General features: G+C 56.5%; 14 protein-coding genes. All 14 read right to left on the bottom strand.

Annotated elements, in window-relative coordinates; translation table 11 throughout:
• Positions 1-32: 32 nt before the first annotated feature.
• Positions 33-1289, bottom strand: coding sequence for a cell division protein FtsA (gene ftsA, locus L579_RS13250; protein ID WP_013507861.1), 1257 nt, complete (start codon positions 1287-1289; stop codon positions 33-35).
• Positions 1286-2125, bottom strand: a complete 840-nt coding sequence (ftsQ, locus tag L579_RS13255; protein WP_021184735.1) for a cell division protein FtsQ — start codon at positions 2123-2125, stop codon at positions 1286-1288. The genes ftsA and ftsQ overlap by 4 nt, the downstream gene beginning before the upstream one ends.
• A 1-nt stretch (position 2126) precedes the next feature.
• Entirely contained in the window at positions 2127-3047 is a 921-nt protein-coding gene (locus tag L579_RS13260) for a D-alanine--D-alanine ligase (protein WP_021184736.1), read from the bottom strand.
• Positions 3040-4515 (bottom strand): UDP-N-acetylmuramate--L-alanine ligase, encoded by a 1476-nt coding sequence (gene murC, locus L579_RS13265; RefSeq protein WP_021184737.1) that lies wholly within the window; start codon positions 4513-4515, stop codon positions 3040-3042. The genes L579_RS13260 and murC overlap by 8 nt, the downstream gene beginning before the upstream one ends.
• Before the next feature lie 70 nt (positions 4516-4585).
• On the bottom strand, positions 4586-5644 hold the full coding sequence (murG, locus tag L579_RS13270) for an undecaprenyldiphospho-muramoylpentapeptide beta-N-acetylglucosaminyltransferase (RefSeq protein WP_021184738.1): 1059 nt from the start codon (positions 5642-5644) through the stop codon (positions 4586-4588).
• Entirely contained in the window at positions 5641-6855 is a 1215-nt protein-coding gene (gene ftsW, locus L579_RS13275; RefSeq protein WP_021184739.1) for a cell division protein FtsW, read from the bottom strand. Before ftsW ends, murG begins: the two co-directional genes overlap by 4 nt.
• A complete protein-coding gene (gene murD / locus L579_RS13280; protein WP_021184740.1) occupies positions 6855-8171 on the bottom strand; it encodes a UDP-N-acetylmuramoyl-L-alanine--D-glutamate ligase in 1317 nt (438 codons plus the stop codon). The genes ftsW and murD overlap by 1 nt, the downstream gene beginning before the upstream one ends.
• A 2-nt stretch (positions 8172-8173) precedes the next feature.
• Complete coding sequence (mraY, locus tag L579_RS13285; RefSeq protein ID WP_013507854.1) at positions 8174-9256, bottom strand: phospho-N-acetylmuramoyl-pentapeptide-transferase; 1083 nt, start codon at positions 9254-9256, stop codon at positions 8174-8176.
• Positions 9250-10611 (bottom strand): UDP-N-acetylmuramoyl-tripeptide--D-alanyl-D-alanine ligase, encoded by a 1362-nt coding sequence (gene murF, locus L579_RS13290; RefSeq protein WP_021184741.1) that lies wholly within the window; start codon positions 10609-10611, stop codon positions 9250-9252. Before murF ends, mraY begins: the two co-directional genes overlap by 7 nt.
• Entirely contained in the window at positions 10608-12095 is a 1488-nt protein-coding gene (murE, locus tag L579_RS13295) for a UDP-N-acetylmuramoyl-L-alanyl-D-glutamate--2,6-diaminopimelate ligase (protein WP_021184742.1), read from the bottom strand. The genes murF and murE overlap by 4 nt, the downstream gene beginning before the upstream one ends.
• The gene (locus L579_RS13300) at positions 12082-13848 is read right to left on the bottom strand and encodes a peptidoglycan glycosyltransferase FtsI (RefSeq protein ID WP_021184743.1); all 1767 of its coding nucleotides are present in this window, start codon (positions 13846-13848) and stop codon (positions 12082-12084) included. Before L579_RS13300 ends, murE begins: the two co-directional genes overlap by 14 nt.
• Before the next feature lie 16 nt (positions 13849-13864).
• The gene (gene ftsL, locus L579_RS13305) at positions 13865-14185 is read right to left on the bottom strand and encodes a cell division protein FtsL (RefSeq protein ID WP_021184744.1); all 321 of its coding nucleotides are present in this window, start codon (positions 14183-14185) and stop codon (positions 13865-13867) included.
• Positions 14182-15123, bottom strand: coding sequence for a 16S rRNA (cytosine(1402)-N(4))-methyltransferase RsmH (rsmH, locus tag L579_RS13310; RefSeq protein ID WP_021184745.1), 942 nt, complete (start codon positions 15121-15123; stop codon positions 14182-14184). The genes ftsL and rsmH overlap by 4 nt, the downstream gene beginning before the upstream one ends.
• Before the next feature lie 2 nt (positions 15124-15125).
• Positions 15126-15584, bottom strand: coding sequence for a division/cell wall cluster transcriptional repressor MraZ (mraZ, locus tag L579_RS13315; RefSeq protein ID WP_021184747.1), 459 nt, complete (start codon positions 15582-15584; stop codon positions 15126-15128).
• Between the last annotated feature and the right edge of the window lie 59 nt (positions 15585-15643).

Here is a 15643-nt window from a genome sequence, read left to right on the forward strand (position 1 = left end):
AAAACTGCCAGCATGATCCCCTTTTACAAAAATTAAAACTCTTTCTTCAGCCAGCTGTTGATTCGTTTGAACCAGTTACCCACTGAAGCACGTTTTTCCGTTTCCGCATCACCATTCATATGTGACTCTTTGCCGTAATGCAGCAGACCAACTGCGGTTGAATAGTACGGCTCCTGCGCATAATCCGTCAGGCCGGTGATGTTCAGTGGCTGACCAATACGCACCTGCGTGTGAAAAACACGCTGGGCGCAGGCCGCCAGGCCTTCAATCTGCGCCGCGCCACCGGTCAGCACAATACCGGCTGCCAGATGGTGCTTCACGCCCTGCTGGCGCAGCTGTTCCTGCAATTGCAGAATCTCGTCATTCACCAGATTCAGCAGTTCGGTGTAACGCGGCTCAATCACTTCTGCCAGCGTCTGACGCTGCAAACTACGCGGTGGGCGTCCACCCACACTCGGGACTTCCACATTCTCGTCTTTACCGACGATGGAACCCAGCGCGCAGCCATGACGAACTTTAATCGCTTCAGCGTCCGTCGGCGGTGTACCAAAAGCGTAAGCGATATCGCTGGTCACCACATTCCCGGCATACGGGATCACTTTGGTGTGACGCAGCGCGCCGCCGGTATACACCGCGATATCCATAGTACCGCCACCGATGTCGACCACGCACACGCCCAATTCGCGCTCATCTTCCGTCAACACCGAGAAGCTGGAAGCCAAACCGGCAAAAATCAGTTGGTCCACTTTCAGACCGCATCGTTCCACCGCTTTCACGATATTTTTCGCCATATCGTTGTGGCAGGTGATCAAATGAACTTTCGCCTGCATGCGCACACCGGACAGCCCAACCGGATTCTTAATGCCTTCCTGGTAGTCGATGGCATATTCCTGCGGAATCACATGCAGGATACGATGTTCATCACGAACGCGAACCGATTTAGCGGTATGCACCACGTTCTCTACATCATCCTGAGTGACTTCCTCTTCGGAAATCGGAACCATCCCGATTTCGTTCTGACAACTGATATGTTTGCCCGATAAAGCAAGGTAGACGGAAGAAATCTGGCAATCTGCCATCAGTTCAGCCTGATCGATGGCGCGCTGCACGCATTTCACCACCGACTCAAGGTCATTCACGCCACCTTTGTCCATACCGCGAGACGGGCAGCTGCCCACCCCAATAATGTTGACCATACCATCGGGCAGAATTTCCCCAACCAGGGCGGCGACCTTCGCGGTGCCGATTTCAAGTCCTACTACCAGTTTTCTGTCCGTTGCCTTGATCATTGTTGTTTAGCCTGTGCCTGGTTCTGTTGCTGATTGACTTCCTGTGGCTCTAACGGTGCCGGTGTCCATCCTACGGCAGCACCCGAGTCATAGCGCAAATCGACATAGCTGATGCGCTTGTTACCGCTCTGGGCCTGCTGTTGCAGTTCCGGGTAGAGCTCAATAAAACGGTTCAGACGCTTCATGGTATCGCTGCGTCCCAACTCGATGCGCACATCATCGCTGGTCACCAGCTGCCACGAGCGCCGCGCCGTCATCGACGCGACCTTCAGGGTAAACTTGCTGGCCTTCAGTACATCACTCATGGTGTGATACCCGGCCAGCACCTCTTTCTCACTGCCTTCCGGCCCGTACAGCATTGGCATGGTTTCTTTACCAATGTGACTGGCCGGGATACTGAAGGAGACACCATCAGCGTCCACCATGTGCAGGTCATTCCAGCGTGCCACTGGAACATACTCCACCAGGTTAATCTTCAGCTCATCAGGCCACTGCTTACGCACGCTGACCTGTTTAATCCACGGCAAACGTTCAATTTGCTGCTGGATAATGTCGACATCCTGCGACATAAAGGTACCCGGTGCGCCGAGTGACAAAATCGCCTGGCGAATGTCATCGTGCGTGGTGTAATGCGTTTCACCGGTCACCACCAGTTTCGATAATGGCAGGCGAGATGCATCGTTCATCCACTTCAACACCACCAGCCCGCCAGCCACCATAATGCCTAACACAATCAGCAGGAACACGATGCCGAAAAGCCGGGCACCGTTGCTACGCCCGGAGCGCGTGCGCTCCTGGGGTTCGCGGTTGCGTACGTTCAGCGCCGCCTGTGACATATCAGTCGGCCAACTCCAGAATACGGGCAACCAGCTGCGGGAAGCTGAGTCCCGCCTGCTTCGCTGCCATCGGCACCAGACTATGGCTGGTCATTCCCGGCGAAGTATTCACTTCCAGCAGCTGGAAATTATCCTCACCGTCGACCATCACATCCACTCGTCCCCAGCCGCTGCAACCTAATGCCCGCCAGGCCGCCAGTACCAACGCCTGCAATTCTGCTTCACGCTCAGCACTCAAGCCGCTCGGGCAGAAGTATTGAGTATCGTCAGAAATGTATTTTGCTTCATAGTCATAGAACTCACTGGCGGTTTGAATTTTGATGGATGGCAGAATCTGGTCGCCTAAAATGCCGACGGTGTATTCCGCACCACTCAAAAACGCTTCCACCAGCACGTCATCATCGTGACGAAACGCTTCTGCCAGCGCCGCCGGTAACGCATCGCGCGTATTAACCCGGCTGATCCCCACGCTTGAACCTTCGCAGCTTGGTTTGACGAACACCGGTAAGCCCAGTGCATCAATATCGGCCAACGTCTGCGCATCCAGCCCATTTTCCTGCTGCTGACGCGTCAGCCAGACAAATTTTCCAGCCGGCAATCCCCTGCCCTGCCACAGCAATTTGCTGCGCAGTTTATCCATAGTGATCGCCGAGGCCATAACACCGCTGCCGGTGTAGGGGATCTGCTGGAATTCCAGCACCGCCTGCAAAGTACCGTCTTCACCGCCACGACCATGCAGGGCAATGAAAGCTTTATCAAATCCTTGTTGTTTCAGGGTGAGAACTGAAACATCGCGCGTATCCACCGGATGCGCGTTAATACCCATCTCGCGCAATCCAGCCAGCACCGCGCTACCGGACATCAACGAAACTTCACGCTCCGCCGAGGTGCCGCCAAACAAAACCGCAACCTTCTCAGCCATTGCGCACCTCCGCCTTCACTGCGGGCTGTAAACGGATTTCCGCCAGCTTGCGCGCGATTTTGCCAATATTACCTGCGCCCTGAACAATCACCAGGTCGTTGCCACTCAACAGGGGTGCCAGCGTCTCTGGCAGCGCATCGTGTTCAGACACCAGAATCGGGTCAACTTTGCCGCGACCACGAATCGCGCGGCACAGCGAACGGCTATCCGCTCCCGGAATCGCGGCTTCGCCCGCCGGATACACATCCAGCATCAGCAACACATCCACCTGTGACAACACGTTGGCAAAGTCGTCAAACAGATCGCGGGTGCGCGTGTAGCGATGCGGCTGAAATACCATCACCAGTTTTTTCTCTGGCCAGCCAGCGCGCGCAGCTTTGATCGTCACATCCACCTCGGTGGGGTGATGACCATAATCGTCGACCAGCATCGCGCTACCCGGCGTACCGTTAACCGGGGCGGTATCAAACTCACCCAGCACATCAAAACGTCGGCCCGTGCCCTGGAAGCTTTCGAGCGCAGCCAGAATCGCGTTGTCGTCGATGCCTTCTTCAGTCGCTACCGCCACCGCAGCCGCTGCGTTGAGCGCGTTATGGCGACCCGGCGCATTCAGCGTCACATGCAGCACTGGCTTGTCGTGACGAATCAGGGTGAAGTGCCCCTGAGCACCACGCTGCTCATAATTTTCGATGCGCACATCAGCATCTTCGCTAAAACCATAGGTGGTGAGTTGACGGCCGACGCGCGGGATCAGATCGCGGATCACCACATCATCGACACACATCACCGCACGGCCGTAGAACGGCAGGTTATGCAGGAAATTGATAAACGTCTGTTTCAGGTTCTCGAAATCGCCCTGATAGGTATCCATATGATCGGCTTCGATATTGGTGACAATCGCCACCATCGGTTGCAAATGCAGGAACGACGCATCGCTTTCATCCGCTTCAGCAATCAGATAACGACTGCTGCCCAGCCGTGCATGGGTACCTGCGGCTTTCACCAGGCCACCGTTGACGAAGGTCGGATCCAGGCCACCTTCGGCATAAATACTGGCTACCATCGCGGTAGTGGTGGTTTTGCCGTGCGTACCGGCAATCGCGATGCCGTGGCGGAAGCGCATCAGCTCCGCCAGCATCTCTGCGCGACGAATCACCGGGATACGCTGCTCACGCGCCGCCACCAGTTCCGGGTTGTCCTGCGCCACGGCAGTGGAGACCACCACCACACTCGCATCGGTCACGTTTTCCGGGCGATGGTTGAAATAGATCGTTGCGCCCAGCAATGCCAGATGCTGCGTCACCGGGTTGGGTGCCAAATCGGAACCGCTAATATGATAACCTTCGTTCGCCAACACTTCGGCAATACCGCCCATGCCAGCACCGCCAATGCCGACAAAGTGGATGTGCCGGACGCGACGCATCTCGGGCACAATGGAACGCAGTTTTGCCAATTGTTGTGTATTCATCTGTCTCTGTTACCTGTGTTTTCCATTTGTACCTGAACCAGGTACGGGTCAATCTGACTGACCGATTAACTTACTTCGCGGCGCGCGCAACTTCCTGAGCAACCCGTTCAGTTGCATCGGGAATCGCCACCTGGCGGGCTTTTTCTGCCATCTCCAGCAAGGTAGCGCGATCCCAGTGGCGCAGCGTCTCCGCGACCACAGCCGCGGTGAACTGCGGCTGCTCAAAAATTTTGGCTGCGCCCGCCTGCTCCAGCGGCAACGCATTCCAGTACTGCTGACGATCCTTATGCATGAAAGGCACGAAAATCGCCGGTAAGCCTGCGGCGGCCACTTCACTGACGGTCAGCGCACCGGAACGGCACACCACCACATCAGCCCAGGCATAAGCAGCAGCCATGTCATCGATGAACTCGGTGACTTTATGCTGCGGCTGACCCGCATCGCGATACGCCTGTTGCACCGTCTCCAGCGCACCTTTGCCGGTCTGATGCCATAACGTGATGACATCACCGAGTTCAGCGGCAACCTGCGGCAGCGTCTGATTGAGGATGCGCGCCCCCTGGCTGCCCCCTACGACCAGCACACGCACCGGACCGCTACGCCCAGTCAGGCGTTCAGCAGGTAACGGCAGCGCCAACACATCGGTACGTACCGGGTTTCCGACCACATCCGCATTGGGGAATGCGCCGGGAAAAGCCTGCATCACTTTGCTGGCGATCTTTGCCAGCCATTTGTTGGTCAGCCCGGCGATACCGTTCTGTTCATGCAGCACCACCGGGATACCGCAGCTCCATGCCGCCAGACCACCAGGGCCAGACACATAACCGCCCATACCCAATACCACATCTGGCTGCCAGTCCTTCATGATGCGGCGCGCCTGACGCCAGGCATTAAAGATGCGCAGCGGTGCCAGCAGTTGGGCTTTCACCCCTTTGCCACGTAATCCGCTGATGCGGATAAAATCAATCTCGATACCATGTTTTGGCACCAGATCGGCTTCCATGCGATCGGCGGTCCCCAGCCAGCGTACCTGCCAGCCCTGTTCCATCAGATGATGGGCGACAGCCAGACCAGGGAACACATGTCCACCGGTTCCACCTGCCATCACCATCAGTCGCTTCCCACTCATCGACCACCTCGGGTAAACGCCTGGGCTTTCGCCAGACGCGTTTCATAATCTATGCGCAACAAAAACACGATGGCCGTCGACATAATGATCAAACTGGAACCACCGTAACTAATTAGCGGTAACGTCAGACCTTTGGTCGGCAGCATACCGGCAGCCGCCCCGACGTTAACCAATGCCTGGAAGCTGAACCATACGCCGATGGAACAGGCCAGAAAGCCGGAAAAACGTTGGTCGATCTCCAGCGCGCGACGGCCAATCGACATCGCGCGAAAAGCGACGAAGAATACCATCAACAGCGCCAAAACCACACCGGCATAACCCAATTCTTCACCGATGATGGAGAAGATAAAGTCGGTATGCGCTTCCGGCAGATATTCCAGTTTCTGCACCGAGTTGCCCAGCCCCTGCCCCCAGAACTCACCACGGCCAAACGCCATCAATGACTGGGTTAACTGGTAGCCGCTACCAAACGGATCTTCCCACGGGTTCCAGAACGACGTCACACGACGCATACGATAGGGTTCCGCGATAATCAGCAGCACCACGGCGAAAATACCGGAACCGATGATTGCGAGGAACTGCCACAACTTCGCGCCTGCCAGAAACAGCATCGCCAGCGTGGTGACAAACAGCACCACCACCGTTCCGAGGTCGGGCTGCGCCAGCAGTAACACCGCCAGCACCACCATCACGCCCATCGGTTTACAGAAGCCCCAGAAGTTGTTACGCACCTCTTCCACTTTGCGCACCAGATAGCTGGCGAGATAGCAGAACAGCGACAGCTTCGATAGCTCCGCAGGCTGAATACGCAGCGGTCCCAATGCAATCCAGCGCGATGCACCGTTGACCGAGCTACCCACCACCAGCACCACCAGCAGCATCACTACGGACACCACCAGCATGGCATTGCTGTAGCGTTGCCAGAAATCCATCGGCACGCGCAAAGTGACCAGCGCCATACCGAACGCCAGTGCGATATAAAAAGCATCACGCTTGGCAAAATAGAACGGGTCTTCATTCAAGCGCTGCCCCACCGGCATTGAGGCCGAGGTCACCATAATGAAGCCTACCAGGGCCAGACCAAACGTCAGCCACAGCAGCGTGCGGTCGTACAGCACCACCGGCGCATCTTCGTTTTCCCGCGCGCCCATCACCCAATCTTTCAGGCGCAGGGAAAGGAAGCTGGCTACTCCGGCACCGGGAATGCGCATCAGCCTAACTCCTTCGCCAGTTGCGCGAACTGATCGCCACGCTGTTCAAAATTACGGAACTGATCGAGGCTGGCGCAGGCTGGTGACAGCAGCACCATATCGCCCGCTTTTGCCTGCTGCGCGATCTGTTCCATTGCCTGCTGCATGGTTTCAGTGCGGGTAGCAACGTCCGGCCGTAAGGCCGCCAGTGCATCGCCGTCACGGCCAAAGCAGAACAGTCGCACGTTGTCACCTTGCAGATAACGCGCCAACGGGCTGAAATCAGCGGATTTACCATCGCCGCCCAGCAGTAGCCACAGCGTGCCTTTGACCTGCAAACCATTCAACGCGGCTTCAGTGCTGCCAACATTGGTGGCTTTGGAGTCGTTAATCCAACGAATACCGTGCGCTTCATGCGCCAGTTGGAAGCGATGCGGCAAGCCGGTAAAGGTGGTCAGCGCTTTCAGGCTGGAGGCTCGCGGGATATTTACCGCATCAGCCAGCGCCAGCGCCGCTAACGCATTGGTGTAGTTGTGTTGCCCCACCAGCTTCATTTCGTCGGTGTTCAGCACCTTCTCACCTTTCACACGCAACCAGGTACTGCCCTGCTGCCGGTTGAGATGATAATCACCGATATCGATACCAAAGCTGACGCAGCGGGTATCGGCACCGCGTACCGGCATGGTCATGCCGTCATCGGCGTTAACCACACATATCCGGGCGTTTTCGTAGATGCGCAGTTTGGCAGCGCGGTACTGCTGCATGCCCAACGGATAGCGATCCATATGATCTTCCGTCACGTTGAGGATGGTCGCCGCAGCGGCTTTCAGGCTGTAGGTGGTTTCCAGCTGGAAGCTGGAGAGTTCCAGCACGTACAGCTGAGCCGGGGATTTCAGCAGTGACAACGCCGGTAAACCGATATTGCCACCCACACCCACCTGCCAGCCTGCGGCACGCGCCATTTCCCCCACCAGGGTGGTCACGGTGCTTTTACCGTTAGAGCCGGTAATCGCCACAATCGGTGCCTGCGCTTCACGACAGAACAGCTCGATATCACCCACGATTTCGATACCGGCATCTGCCGCTTCGCTCAAGGCCGGGTGCGCAAGGGCAATACCTGGGCTGGCGATAATTAAATCGGCCGCCAGCAACCAGTCGTTGTTCAGTCCACCGACATAGCGCTCCACCTGTTCTGGCAGCTTATCCAGACCCGGCGGTGACACACGGGTGTCCATCACGCGGGGCGTTACGCCCTGCGCTAAAAAGAAATCAACACAGGAGAGGCCGGTCAGCCCCAACCCGATGATGACGACTTTTCTGCCCCGATAGTCAGCCATGATTAACGTACCTTCAGCGTTGCCAGGCCAATCAGCACCAGCATCAGCGAAATAATCCAGAAGCGCACGATCACGCGCGGCTCCGGCCAGCCTTTCAATTCATAGTGATGGTGAATCGGTGCCATGCGGAAAATGCGTTGTCCGCGCAGCTTGAACGACCCCACCTGGAGGATCACTGACAGCGTCTCCACCACGAACACGCCACCCATGATCACCAGCAAAAATTCCTGACGCAGCAACACCGCGATGGTACCGAGCGCGCCACCCAGCGCCAGCGAACCGACATCACCCATAAAAACTTGCGCCGGATAGGTGTTGAACCACAGGAAACCGAGGCCTGCACCGACAATCGCGGTACACACGATCACCAGTTCCCCCGCATGACGCAGATAAGGGATATGCAGATACTCAGCAAACTTCACGTTACCGGTCGCCCAGGCAACCAACGCAAAGCCGGCAGCGACGAACACGGTCGGCATGATTGCCAGACCATCCAGACCGTCGGTCAGGTTGACGGCGTTCCCCGTCCCTACAATCACAAAGTAAGCCAGCAGAATGTAAAACAGCCCCAGCTGCGGCATGATGTCTTTGAAGAACGGCACCACCAGCTCTGTCGCCGGGGTGTCTTTACCCGCCAGGTAGAGCGCGAACGCCACACCGAGCGAAATCACCGACATCCAGAAGTATTTCCAGCGGGCGATTAACCCTTTGGTGTCTTTGCGTACCACTTTGCGGTAATCATCGACAAAGCCAATCACACCGAATCCAACCAGTACCACCAATACGCACCAGACATACGGGTTGGACGGATATGCCCACATCAACACCGATACAGTGATGGAAGTGAGAATCATCAGGCCGCCCATTGTCGGGGTGCCGCGCTTACTGAAGTGCGACTCAGGGCCATCGTTACGTACTACCTGACCAATTTGCAGCTTTTGCAGCCAGGCAATCAGGCGTGGGCCCATCCACAGAGAGAGGAACAGAGCGGTCAGCAGGCTGACAATGGCGCGAAACGTCAAATAGGAAAAGACGTTAAAGCCGGAATAAAGTGCGACCAGATGCTCGGCCAGCCAAACTAACATGTTCCTTTCTCCTGTAAGCTCTGTACTACCTGCTCCATGGCGGCACTACGCGAACCTTTAATCAAAATCGTTAACTCCTGATGTTCGGACAATAACGTCCGTAAACGTTCAATCAGCGCGGCTTTGCTGGCGAAATGTTCGCCATTGCCACTATTTTCACTGATCAACTGACTAAAGCGTCCGGTGCTCAGTACACAATCAATTCCAGCGGCTTTCGCCGCCTCGCCGACCTGACGGTGACAGGACTCCGTCTCATCACCAAGTTCCGCCATATCGCCGACCACCATGACGCGATAGCCCGGCATATCGCCCAGCACCTGCGCGGCAGCAGTCATCGATCCCACATTGGCGTTGTAGCTATCATCAATCAGCAGTTGATGCTCAGCCAGACGAACCGGGAAGAGGCGGCCTGGAACCGGCTGTAATTTCGTCAGACCTGCCTGAATTGCGCTGAGAGGTGCATCTACCGACAGTGCCAACGCGGCTGCGGCCAGGGCGTTGGCAATATTGTGGCGGCCCGGCAGCGGTAGCGTCACCGCGATATCACCGTGCGGGGTGTGCAGCGTGAATGCGGTGGCATCGGCGCGCAGTTGGATATCGCTGGCACCAAACTCCACCTCAGCCTGCGGTTGTGGTGAAAAACGCCACAAGGTTTTACCCGCCAGCAACGGTTGCCAGTTCGCCAGATCATTGCTGTCGGCGTTGATAATGGCCGTGCCATGCTCTGGTAAGCCACCAAAAATCTCACCTTTGGCTTTGGCGACACCGGCAAGCGAACCGAAACCTTCCAGATGCGCTGCGGCAAGGTTATTCACCAGCGCCGTCTCCGGGCGTGTTAAATCGGTGGTGTAGGCAATCTCGCCCTGGTGGTTCGCACCCAGCTCAATTACCGCGTAGTCATGGTCTTTGGTCAAACGCAGCAGCGTCATTGGCACGCCGAAGTCATTATTCAGGTTACCGGCGGTATACAGCGTCTCACCACACTCGCGCAGAATCGCCGCGGTCATCTCTTTAACCGAGGTTTTGCCGGACGAGCCGGTCAACGCGACCACACGGGCTTTTGCCTGCTGGCGCACCCAGGCAGCCAGTTGACCAAAAGCGATACGGGTATCGGCCACCACGACCTGCGGTACAGCCACAGGCAAGTGCTTACTTACCAGCAACGCCTGCGCGCCACTGGCGATCGCATCGCCGACAAAGTCGTGTGCATCAAAGCGCTCACCTACCAGGGCGACAAACAGGCACCCTGCTGTCACTTTTCGGGTATCGGTGACCACGTCGTTGACGGTTGCATCGCTTCCGTACAACGTACCGCCACTGACGTTAGCCAGTGTGTCGAGGGAAATCGGGATCATGCCATTACCCCCAGTAAACGGGCGACCGTGTCGCGGTCGGAATAGTCCAGGCGGCGATTGCCGACGATCTGATAATCTTCGTGCCCTTTACCTGCCACCAGCACGATATCCTCGGCTTTGGCTTGCATAATGGCGTTGGTGACCGCCTGCGCCCGCCCCGCTACCACGCGCGCGCGGCCAGGGTCGAGCAATCCGGTCAAGATGTCATTCACGATTGCCTGCGGATCTTCACTACGTGGGTTGTCATCGGTGATCACCACCACGTCAGCAAACTGTTCAGCAATCGCCCCCATCAGCGGGCGCTTGCCTTTATCGCGATCGCCACCACAACCAAACAGGCACCATAACTGACCTTTACAGTGCAGGCGCGCTGCTTCCAGCGCTTTCTCCAGCGCATCTGGCGTATGGGCGTAATCAACCACTACCGTAGGTTTTTCCGGCGCACTAAACACTTCCATACGACCTGTGACCGGCAGTAACTGCGATGCGCTGCTGACCAGGGCATCCAGTGGGTATTCCAGCGACAGCAGCGTTGCCAAAGCCAGCAACAGGTTGCTAACGTTAAAAGCCCCCATCAGGCGGCTGTCAAACTCGCCATCACCCCAACTGGAGCTGAAGCGGATATGCGCCCCGCCATCGTGATAGTTTACGGCGGTGGCTTTCAGCCAGCGGCCATGACAACCGGGTTGCAGGTTATCCGCCATGGTGACGGCAACGGCATCCGGCAGGTTTGCCAGCCAGCGACGTCCAACCTCGTCATCCGCGTTGATAATCGCCGCACCAACATGGTGTTCAGAGAACAACAACCATTTGGCCGCTTCGTAGCTTTGCATATCACCGTGATAATCGAGGTGATCGCGACTCAGATTGGTAAACACCGCAGCAGCAAACGGCAGAGCAGCAACACGATGCTGTACCAGGCCATGCGACGACACTTCCATCGCCGCCAGCGTTGCGCCCTGGCCTACCAGGTCGTGCAGGACATGCTGAACATCCACGGCGGAACCGGTGGTATTTTCCGTCGGTGCCAGTTGGCCATACAGACCATTACCCACCGTCCCCATCACCGCGCCCGTCTCGCCCAGCAGATTGGCCCACTGCGCGATCAATTGGGTGGTGGTGGTTTTGCCGTTGGTGCCGGTGACACCAATTAATTTCAGTTTTTCAGCAGGTTGCTGATAAAAGCGTCCAGCCAGTGCCGAGAGACGCTGCGGCAACTGCGCCAGATAGATAACCGGGACACCATGTATCTCGCGGATATCTCCATCGCTGGCTTCACCTTCGGCTTCGGCAATCACTGCCGCCACGCCTTGGGCAATAGCCTGCGGAATAAATCGACGTCCATCAGCATGATGGCCCGCCACGGCGATAAACAGATCGCCAGAAGCCGCAGAGCGGCTATCCAGTGTCATGTCACGGAGTGGACGCGCCGGCGCGCCCGGCACCCAAGGGGCCAGTAAGTCGCGCAGGTTACGATCTGTCACTTGATTCCTCACTCTGGTTCTTCACCAAATCGTTCTTATCATTTACCGGTAGCGCATCGGGTTCGATGTTCATGGTACGCAGTACGCCGCCCATGATGGCACCAAACACCGGCGCGGAGACCGCACCACCATAATATTTACCGGCCTGGGGATCGTTGATCACCACCACCAAAGCAAAACGAGGATGACTGGCAGGCGCTACGCCTGCGGTGTAAGCAATGTATTTGTTGACGTAACGTCCATCGGGACCGACTTTCTTCGCGGTACCGGTTTTGATCGCAATGCGATAGCCCTTGATGGCGGCCTTAACGCCACCGCCACCCGGCAGAGCAACGCTTTCCATCATATGCACCACGGTTTTCACCAGGTCTTCCGGGAAAACACGTTCACCGGCAACCGGTGGATCAACCTTGGTAATCGACAGCGGACGATAGACGCCATAGCTGCCAATGGTTGCGTAGACTCGCGCTAACTGTAACGGCGTTACCATTAGCCCGTAGCCGAAAGAGAAGGTGGCCCTCTCTATGTCAGACCACCGTTGTTTTTGAGGATATAAGCCACTGCTTTCTCCGACCAACCCCAAATTGGTCGCCTTACCCAGCCCAAAGCGCGCGTAAGTGTCTACGAGTGCTGAGGACGGCATCGCTAACGCCAGACGTGAAACCCCGACGTTACTCGACTTCTGTAGGACCCCGGTCAGGGTCAATTCGTTGTAGCGCGCCACATCTTTGATCTCATGACCATTGATACGATAAGGCACGGTATTCAGTACGCTGTTTTCTTTCACCACGCCGCGTTGCAGGGCAGTCATCACCACCATCGGCTTAACGGTGGAGCCCGGCTCGAAGATGTCGGTAATAGCGCGGTTACGCATCACATCTTTTGGCGTGTTGGCAAGGTTGTTCGGGTTATAGGCCGGGCTGTTAGCCATCGCCAGCACTTCACCGGTGTTAACGTCCACCAACACCGCAGAACCCGATTCGGCTTTGTTAAAGGCCACCGCGTTATTCAGTTCGCGATACACCAGCGCCTGCAAACGTTCATCAATGCTCAGCGTCAGGTTATGGGCGGCGCGGCTATCCACCGAGGAGATATCTTCAATCACGCGACCGTAACGATCTTTACGCACCGTACGTTCGCCAGGTTCACCTGTCAGCCATTTGTCGAAGCTTTTTTCTGTGCCTTCAATGCCCTGACCGTCGATATTGGTAAAGCCAATCAGGTGGGCAGTAACCTGACCAGCCGGATAGTAGCGGCGAGACTCTTCACGCAGATAGATACCTGGAAGCTTGAGTTTTTTGACATATTCGCCGATCGCCGGGTTCACCTGACGGGCCAGATAAACAAAACGCCCTTTCGGGTTGGCGTTGATGCGTGAGGCGAGTTGGTCGAGCGGGATCGACAGCGCATCCGACAGCGCTTTCCAGCGGCTATCGACGGAGACACCGCCGTGTTCATTCAGTTCTTTCGGATCGGCCCAGATGGCGTTCACCGGCACGCTGACCGCCAACGGACGCCCGGCGCGATCGCTGATCATGCCACGCGCGGTAGGGACTGCCTGCACACGCAGTGAACGCAAATCCCCTTCTTTCACCAGTTTGTCAGGATTAATCACCTGCAACCAGGCAACACGCGATAACAGGCCACCCAGCGCCAGTAAAATACAGCCGCACAGCAACGCAAAACGCCAGCTTACAAAGCTGGCCTTATCTTCCGGTTTTTTTAACTTCAGCGTTTTGCTTGCGCCGCTCATCAGGTTCTGAGATTCCTTATTGCTGCACCACAATGTTTTCCTGTGAAGGATCGACATGCTGCATTTGCAATTTCTCGGTTGCGATTCGTTCTACCCGGCTGTGATCGCCGAGTGCGTTCTCTTCCAGAATCAGGTTGCGCCACTCAATATCCAGGGCATCACGCTCCAGCACCAACTGTTCACGTTCTGCCGTCAGACGACGCGTCTTATGCGTGGTCGTGACCACCAGCATCGCGGAAATCAGGACCGCCACCAGCAACAGCACCGGAATCTTGCCAAAACGCAGCAGATCGCCACCAATGACACCGGGCAGGCTATGACGCTCGTTTCCGATCATGACGCTGTCCTTTCAGCAATACGCAGCACCGAACTGCGTGCGCGTGGGTTATCAGCGACTTCGGCTTCGCCCGGCACCAGCTTGCCAAGCGTTTTCAGTTCCCGACCACCCAACGCCTTCAACTGCGTTTCGGTCATTGGGATACCTGCCGGTACTTGCGGACCACGGCTCTGATCGCGCATAAAGCGTTTCACCAGGCGATCCTCCAGTGAGTGGAAGCTGATCACGGACAATCTGCCGCCAGGTGCCAGTACTGACAACGCCCCTTTCAGCGCGGTGTCGATCTCTTCCAGTTCACTGTTGATCCAGATACGAATCGCCTGAAAACTGCGGGTCGCCGGATGCTTGAATTTATCTTTTACCGGTGTTGCCGCAGCAATCACTTCAGCCAACTCTTTGGTGCGCGTCATCGGCTGCTCGCGGTTGCGCTCGACAATCGCCCGGGCAATGCGCTTGGCAAAACGTTCCTCACCGTAGGTCTTCAGCACAAAAGCGATATCGGCTTCTTCAGCGCTGAGTAACCATTCCGACGCTGACTGGCCACGCGTCGGGTCCATGCGCATGTCCAACGGCCCATCACGCATGAAAGAGAAACCACGTTCTGCGTCATCCAACTGCGGCGATGACACGCCTAAATCGAGTAAAACGCCGTCGATCTTGCCGGTCAGCCCGCGCTCGGTTACGTATTCCGCCAGTGCCGAAAACGGCCCATGCACGATCGAGAAGCGCGGATCTTTTATCTCAGCGGCTGCGGCTATGGCTTGCGGATCGCGATCAATCGCCAGTAGCTGCCCGTTCGCGCCAAGTTGCGAAAGGATCAATCTGGAGTGACCACCGCGACCAAAAGTGCCGTCAATGTATATGCCGTCTTCCCTGATATTGAGAGCGTTTACCGCCTCATCCAGCAGCACTGTGGTGTGTTTGAAATTTTCCTGCATAGCTATAGCGACAAGTCCTGCAACCGCTCAGATAAAGGTTCCTGAGCTGACTGTTCTGCGTCAATATCATCCTTAACTTGTTGATACCAGGTCTGTTCATCCCACAGTTCAAACTTGTTGAACTGGCCGACCAGCATCACTTCTTTCGTCAGGCTCGCATGTTGGCGAAGGGTATTTGCCAACAACAAGCGACCTGCATTATCCATCTGACACTCACTGGCATGCCCCAACAGCAGACGCTGCACGCGACGCTCGGCGGGGTTCATGCTGGATAAGCGAGACAGCTTTTTCTCAATGATTTCCCATTCGGGCAGGGTATAAAGCAGCAGGCAGGGCTGATGGAGGTCGATGGTGCAAACCATTTGACCCTGAGACTCTGCGATCAGCAATTCACGATAGCGTGTTGGTACGGCCAGTCGCCCTTTGCTGTCGAGATTGACTAACGTTGCCCCACGGAACATGCCAGCCTCACCCCTCAGATACCCTTTTTCACCACTTTATCCCACATTTTACCACGAAA

Source organism: Pantoea sp. AS-PWVM4, assembly GCF_000468095.1.
Classification (GTDB): Bacteria; Pseudomonadota; Gammaproteobacteria; order Enterobacterales; family Enterobacteriaceae; genus Pantoea; species Pantoea phytobeneficialis.

Excerpts from the sequence above, each read along its gene's own strand:
- ftsA (WP_013507861.1), bottom strand. The coding sequence starts at position 1,289 with ATGATCAAGGCAACGGACAGAAAACTGGTAGTAGGACTTGAAATCGGC.
- ftsQ (WP_021184735.1), bottom strand. The coding sequence starts at position 2,125 with ATGTCACAGGCGGCGCTGAACGTACGCAACCGCGAACCCCAGGAGCGC.
- L579_RS13260 (WP_021184736.1), bottom strand. The coding sequence starts at position 3,047 with ATGGCTGAGAAGGTTGCGGTTTTGTTTGGCGGCACCTCGGCGGAGCGT.
- murC (WP_021184737.1), bottom strand. The coding sequence starts at position 4,515 with ATGAATACACAACAATTGGCAAAACTGCGTTCCATTGTGCCCGAGATG.
- murG (WP_021184738.1), bottom strand. The coding sequence starts at position 5,644 with ATGAGTGGGAAGCGACTGATGGTGATGGCAGGTGGAACCGGTGGACAT.
- ftsW (WP_021184739.1), bottom strand. The coding sequence starts at position 6,855 with ATGCGCATTCCCGGTGCCGGAGTAGCCAGCTTCCTTTCCCTGCGCCTG.
- murD (WP_021184740.1), bottom strand. The coding sequence starts at position 8,171 with ATGGCTGACTATCGGGGCAGAAAAGTCGTCATCATCGGGTTGGGGCTG.
- mraY (WP_013507854.1), bottom strand. The coding sequence starts at position 9,256 with ATGTTAGTTTGGCTGGCCGAGCATCTGGTCGCACTTTATTCCGGCTTT.
- murF (WP_021184741.1), bottom strand. The coding sequence starts at position 10,611 with ATGATCCCGATTTCCCTCGACACACTGGCTAACGTCAGTGGCGGTACG.
- L579_RS13300 (WP_021184743.1), bottom strand. The coding sequence starts at position 13,848 with ATGAGCGGCGCAAGCAAAACGCTGAAGTTAAAAAAACCGGAAGATAAG.
- ftsL (WP_021184744.1), bottom strand. The coding sequence starts at position 14,185 with ATGATCGGAAACGAGCGTCATAGCCTGCCCGGTGTCATTGGTGGCGAT.
- rsmH (WP_021184745.1), bottom strand. The coding sequence starts at position 15,123 with ATGCAGGAAAATTTCAAACACACCACAGTGCTGCTGGATGAGGCGGTA.
- mraZ (WP_021184747.1), bottom strand. The coding sequence starts at position 15,584 with ATGTTCCGTGGGGCAACGTTAGTCAATCTCGACAGCAAAGGGCGACTG.